This is a genomic window from Brevundimonas sp. 01N35, from assembly GCF_056399785.1.
This window is the reverse complement of sequence record NZ_JBFTRZ010000023.1, coordinates 1-5,938: the sequence shown is the minus strand read 5'-3', so window position 1 is coordinate 5,938 and position 5,938 is coordinate 1. Positions and strand designations below refer to the sequence as shown.

The window sequence follows — 5,938 nt, the reverse complement described above, 5'->3', positions numbered from 1 at the left end:
GTCGTCATCGCGGGGTCGATGATCATGGAAGATCGGCGGGTCCAGAAACTTTGCGCGGAATACGACACAGCCCGTCGCGTTTTGCCGAACCAAGTCATTGAATGTCCCTACAGGATGTGGGGCCGGTGATGTCTCCTACGGGTCGATTTCGGTCCTGGGCTCCCGCCCCGAAAGCGGACGTTGGCCGTCAGGCCGGAAAGCGGTCGTCGTCGTCGTCCGCTGTGGGTGGAAAGCGGACGTTGACAGGCACTGACCAAGACCCGGCGCCTTAAGGGCAAATTCTAATGCACTCGCCGGTTATGCTGCCGCCCCTACCTCATCTAATGCGCCGACTCTTCAGTTTCCGTACGAAGGCGGATCTCCGAACGTGGGCGATGCGCTCGCTCTAACGCTTTCGCGTGCGACCGAAGGAGAAAACATCTGCGTTGTCTTTTTGGACCTGTAGCCTCACACACGCCCGGATCAGCTACAGGAGGCTCCATTGCGGCAGTCCCGCACGCCACGGCCGACACTTGAAACCGCCCACAGCTATCACCGTGAAGGCGTCTTCATGGTTGGTGGCGACCACGTGTCTGACGAAGAGCGGATGCGCCTCGCTCGGGAGGTCTCGGACACGCTTCACAATCTGATCAAGGCCGAGTTTCCAAGAACGAACCATCTAGAATACGCCGTTCTCAAGTCCCACCTGATCATCGAGCACGCCATAACCGAGTACATCAGGTGTACATCCTCAATTCTCGTGGAGCCTCAGCACGTCCGATTTTCGTTTCACCAGAAGGTTGAGATCGCCTATTTGATGGGCTTGGGTGCGCACGACCCGATCCTTCTTCCGTCGATCGAGCGTCTCAATAAGATACGAAATCAGGCGGCGCATTCTTTCGTACTCGACAGGGCCCTGGTCGATGAGATGCTGCGGATCAATTCGGAAGACTACGAAGAGTTCGAGATCCGGGATGACCGGGACCGCATCAAGCGGTTGCGTTGGTTAAGCGCTTTCATGGTCGGCCACATCTCAGCAGGCATCACCGTAGCTGCGTTCTGGAGCAGCAAGAGCAATCAGGCGCTATTGGCGGAGGGCCGACGCAAAGAGGAAGCCGACTAGCTCCGGCCATGCGGATTTCAGGCTGTATACTACGGCTTACGAATATCTTCACATCGCTCTTCGAGCGCCTAGGCGCGAAAAACTACCCAGAAGCAGCGCTCGTGACCCCAGCCTAGACCGGACCTGCTGGGCATCCGCAAAGGGTCGATTTGCGAAATAGGCTTCCTGCCTGAAAGCGGACCCCCGCGCCCGTAGATAGTCAGGGGTAATGCGGTCCGTCCACGTGGGTCTCGCTCAAATCCAAATTGTCCTGCTTGGCGACGAGGTCGAACCGTTTGAAAAACGCGAGGGCCTCGCCTGGTGTTAGGGAAATATCGACGGCGCGCACGGCTTTCGGGGCCGGCTCAAACTCAGTGGAATTGGTAAGGTATGCGACCAACGACACGTCGGTCACAGGACCGCTGCTAATTCCGCTCGAAGTGATCCTGAAAGCTACAACCCGTTCGTCATTCGCGGCCTTGCCCAAGGCTATGAGATGTTTGGTGATCGACAGAGTGTCTGAACGGTCAGCGGCTACTGTGCCCTTGAAGTCATCATACTGAACGCCAGCGGTAAAAGTGCTCATCATCTATCCTTCGAGTTGCAGGTCGCCGTGCGGCAGCAAGATGATCAAGCGGATTAACCGGAGTTGTCAATTAAGGCTCAGCTTCTCTAACCGGCTAAAAAATCTCGCCCGTAGATGATCCGAGTCCGCCAAGCGGACGCCGGGAATGTCTGAGAGGGGTCGAAGGCGGTCCTGGGCTTTGGCACCGAAAGAAGACCTTGGCCTCTAGGTCGGAAAGCGGTCGCCGTCGACGTCTGTTGGGGGTGGGCAGCAGTCATTCACGCCATGGAACGTGAGCGTGCCTCACCATCAAGCATTACCATAGATTAAGTTGTCGGCGCGGGCGCAGCCATGGTTCGTTGGCCGTCTGGGTCGAGCGTGGCCTTGGGTTGTTCACAACACTCGGGGTTTTCAATCATGACCGATGCGATTCCGCGCGCACTCTCGCGCTTGGCGGTGCAGCCAGCCCAGCGCACTGCCGCCCGTGTTGTCGGGATCATCACGCTTCTGGCCATGGCGCTCTCCATGTGGGTGGAGTTCGTCGCTCTTGGTCCGATCGTGATTTCCGATGATCCGGCGGTCACCGCCAGCAGTGTCGCGGGGGCCGTCCAGTTCGTGAGAGTCGCGGTCGCCCTGAGCTTCGCGTGTTTCATCAGCGACGTGGCCGTGGGAGCGGCATCCTACGTCGTGCTACGCCCCATCAACCGAGGGCTCGCCGCCCTTGGCGCTCTCTTTCGTGTTGCGGACGCGATCATTCTCGCTTTGAGCGTGCTCGCATTGTTTGTCGTGCTGCGTTTGGTTTCCGACGCTCCGTATCTGAGCGCCTTCACTGTCGAACAGTCTCAGTCTCTCGTCCGCCTTCTGCTCGGCGTGCGCGCCGACACAATGGGCTTTGGCTGGGTGTTTCTCGGTCTGGGGCAGGCCGTGTTCGCATGGCTGTGGCTCAGGTCGAAATATATTCCGGCGCCTCTGGCCATGGTCGGAATCGCCGCCTCGATGATGCTTGCGCTCTTCCCGCTTCTCGCAATGATCCTGCCCGCTTTCGGGCAGGCCGTCGGCATCGCCTACATGGCCCCCATGTTCCTGTATGAGGTGGCCTTGGGCATACTGCTTTTGGTTAAAGGCATCCGCGAGCCGTCGCAGAAGCAGGGCAAGGCATCTCAAGCCCCGTCGATCGCTGCAGCCTAAGGGTCGCTAATGGTCCGCAATGGGTCGGTTTGCGACGATGCCTCCCTGCCCGTAAGCGGACACTCACGCGTGACGACCGTCCATGCCGAAAGCGGACTTTCGGATTGACCGAGATGAGTCAGGTCCGGCTATTAGCCCCCAAACCTCATTTTGAGCATAGGGGCCATTCCGCGAAACGACACCCCCACTTCGAATGCGCCGCACTCCCTTCTGGCTGTCTCCGCAACCTCTCCCTGAAAATCAGGGCCTCACCCCGCTGCCTGGGTGAGACCCTGATGTATTCAGGAGACGCGGCCGCTCTAGAAACGGGCGGTGACGAAAACCGAGGTGTAGAACAGGTCTTCGCCGTCGCCGGTTTCCTTGAGGAAGTCGCCGGCCGAGACGTGGTTGACCATGAGGCCGGTGGAGACGTGGCGGCTCCAGTCGTAGTCAAGCGGGCTGTGGTGTGGATTCCGACCTCTCGCGACTGCCCCTCATCGGCGCCCCGGATCAGCGCCGGCGCCAGGCTGTAGACGCCGTCGTCTCGTGACAGGCGGCGCAGGGCCGTCACGCCAAAGTTGGCGTTCAGCTTAGGGATCGGATTGAGGTTCAGGTTCATCCCGGTGTGGACCATGTTGGTATAGCCGAACTCGGGCGTGAAGGACTGACCGCGGCCCCACAGGGCGTCGAACCCCTGGGCCTTGTCGTCGGTCGGGTCGTCATCGCCCGAGCCGGCGTCGATGCCCGTAAGATCGTCGCCAAGTTAAAGACGGACTTGGGGTCTCGGCGTCGCGCCCGTATTGGCGGCCTTGGCGGGCACGCTTGCGTTGATCTGGGCAGGCTCACGGGCTTGTGATCGTCGATCGTGACCGCCGTTACTCGACCCTTGCATTGAAGCGGATGACGAGGCGTCTCTCGCGGCGGCTGTAGGGACAGGTGATGTCTCAGGCGTGCCCCCCTCCGCCCAGTTATGGTGGGGGTTACAGCGGAACTGTGGCGCCTCATCCTTCTGCGACCTGAACGCTGCGTTTCCAGGCCTCTGAAGTCCGCGATTTTTGACTTCGTGAGGCGTGATATCGCCCCGTCCCACGCCGAAAGACGGCCCCGATTCAGTCGAGATCAGGGACATAAGACAGTAGCAAATTTGCAGCACATATTAATATGCGATATGAATATGAGCATATGGAACGGAAAGGGTGAATGTAATAATCATCGATGTTAGAAAATAATATTAGAATAATGAATACATCGGTCGTTAAGTCTGCACGCAGCCTTTGCAGGGATTACATTCGTTTTGTTGCGATGATCTCTATTTGTCAGCCGCCGGTCACGTCGCGGATCAAGATTATTGAAGCCAGCAATCTGAGTGTTGCCACGGCTCGCCAACGGCACATTCCGCCCTCATTCGCCTGACACCCCCGCACAACCAGTCTTCTTGCACCGTGACCCGAGGTCGCGCTGCGTTGCTACACGCGTCTGCAGGTGTTTCATGCCCCATCAAAAACGTATCGCTATCATCGGCGCCGGCCCTTCAGGTCTGGCCCAGCTTCGCGCCTTCCAGGCCGCTGCCGAACAGGGAGCCGCCATCCCCGACATCGTCTGCTACGAAAAGCAGAAGGACTGGGGCGGCATGTGGAACTACACCTGGCGCACGGGCCTGGACGAGAACGGCGAGCAGGTTCACGGCAGCATGTACCGCTACCTCTGGTCCAACGGACCGAAGGAATGCCTCGAATTCGCCGACTATAGTTTTGACGAGCATTTCAAGCGCCCGATCTCGTCCTATCCGCCGCGCGAAGTCCTGTGGGACTATATCCAGGGGCGGGTCGCCAAGGCCGGTGTGCGCCAGTACATCCGCTTCAACAATGCCGTAAAAGCCGTCACCTTTGACGAGGCGACGCGCAAGTTCACGGTCACGGCGATGGACTATTCCGCCGACACCCTGACGCAAGAGGAATACGACCACGTCATCGTGGCTACGGGCCATTTCTCGACGCCGAACATGCCGGAGTTCCCGGGTTTCGAGAGCTTCCCGGGGCGTATTCTGCACGCCCACGACTTCCGCGATGCGATGGAGTTCAAGGACAAGGACGTCCTGCTGGTCGGCTCCAGCTACTCGGCCGAGGACATCGGCTCGCAGTGCTACAAGTACGGCGCTGAGTCCGTGACCACCTGCTACCGCACCAAGCCCATGGGCTATGTCTGGCCCGAGAACTGGGAAGAGAAGCAGCAGCTTGTTCGCGTCGAGGGCAACCTCGCCCACTTCAAGGACGGCAGCACCAAGCGCGTGGATGCGATCATCCTGTGCACCGGCTATCGTCACGACTTCCCCTTCCTGACCGACGACCTGCGCCTGAAGACGCAGAACCGCCTGTGGCCGCAGGATCTGTACGAGGGGGTCGCCTATACCCCCAATCCGCAGCTCTTCTATCTGGGGATGCAGGACCTCTGGTACAGCTTCAACCTGTTCGATGCTCAGGCCTGGCTGACGCGCGACATGATCATGGGCCGCATTTCGCTGCCGGATCAGACCGTGATGGAGGCCTTGAACCAGCACTGGCGCGACGAGGAACTGAAGATTGCGTGTGACGCCGACGCCTATGAATTCCAAGGGGCCTATATCGCCCGCCTGATCGCACAGAGCGACTATCCGTCCTTTGATATCGAGGCCGTGAACAAGATCTTCCTGCAGTGGAAGAAGGACAAGAAGGCCGACATCATGGGGTATCGCAACAAATGCTATACCTCGGTCCTGACAGGGACGACGGCGGTTCCTCACCACACACCGTGGCTGTGGGCGATGGACGATTCTCAAGACGCCTATCTGCGCCCACCGACCAAACCCGACACGCGGCGTCGTGAGCGCACCACCCCTGCCTTGATCCCGATAAAGAAACTCGCCGCCTCCACGACCAGCAAGCGATTAGTCCGAGGCGGCTAAACTAGATTAGCGCCCATCCGGTGCCTAGGTCCGCTGCTGATGCTGTGGACGGCTCTCCAACCCACCGGCGGCGTTAAGCCTCCGGCAGAGCTGGAGGAGAGCCATGAATCAGGTAGTCACGGTTGGTTTGGACATCGCGAAGTCCGTGTTCCAGGTACACGGCGTCGATGCTGAAGGCGTCGTC

The 5,938-nt window shown here is 59.3% G+C and carries 4 protein-coding genes and 1 pseudogene; 3 read left to right on the top strand and 2 right to left on the bottom strand.

What is annotated here, in order from left to right:
* Positions 1–481: 481 nt before the first annotated feature.
* Positions 482–1,102, top strand: coding sequence for a hypothetical protein (locus AC1DJ5_RS14505; RefSeq protein WP_477021053.1), 621 nt, complete (start codon positions 482–484; stop codon positions 1,100–1,102).
* A gap of 199 nt (positions 1,103–1,301) precedes the next feature.
* Here the strand turns inward: AC1DJ5_RS14505 and AC1DJ5_RS14500 are convergent, their stop codons facing one another.
* Positions 1,302–1,667: a hypothetical protein gene (locus AC1DJ5_RS14500; protein ID WP_477021052.1), complete on the bottom strand. Its 366-nt coding sequence runs from the start codon at positions 1,665–1,667 to the stop codon at positions 1,302–1,304.
* 396 nt (positions 1,668–2,063) lie between these two features.
* Between AC1DJ5_RS14500 and AC1DJ5_RS14495 the strand changes: the two genes are divergently transcribed.
* Complete coding sequence (locus AC1DJ5_RS14495; RefSeq protein WP_477021051.1) at positions 2,064–2,834, top strand: DUF4386 domain-containing protein; 771 nt, start codon at positions 2,064–2,066, stop codon at positions 2,832–2,834.
* A gap of 463 nt (positions 2,835–3,297) precedes the next feature.
* Here the strand turns inward: AC1DJ5_RS14495 and AC1DJ5_RS14490 are convergent.
* Positions 3,298–3,555 (bottom strand): annotated as a pseudogene (locus AC1DJ5_RS14490) (alginate export family protein); the annotation flags it as partial.
* Positions 3,556–4,302: 747 nt separating this feature from the next.
* On the opposite strand from AC1DJ5_RS14490, the gene AC1DJ5_RS14485 reads away from it, so the two are divergent.
* On the top strand, positions 4,303–5,754 hold the full coding sequence (locus AC1DJ5_RS14485) for a flavin-containing monooxygenase (protein WP_477021050.1): 1,452 nt from the start codon (positions 4,303–4,305) through the stop codon (positions 5,752–5,754).
* Positions 5,755–5,938 lie beyond the last annotated feature (184 nt).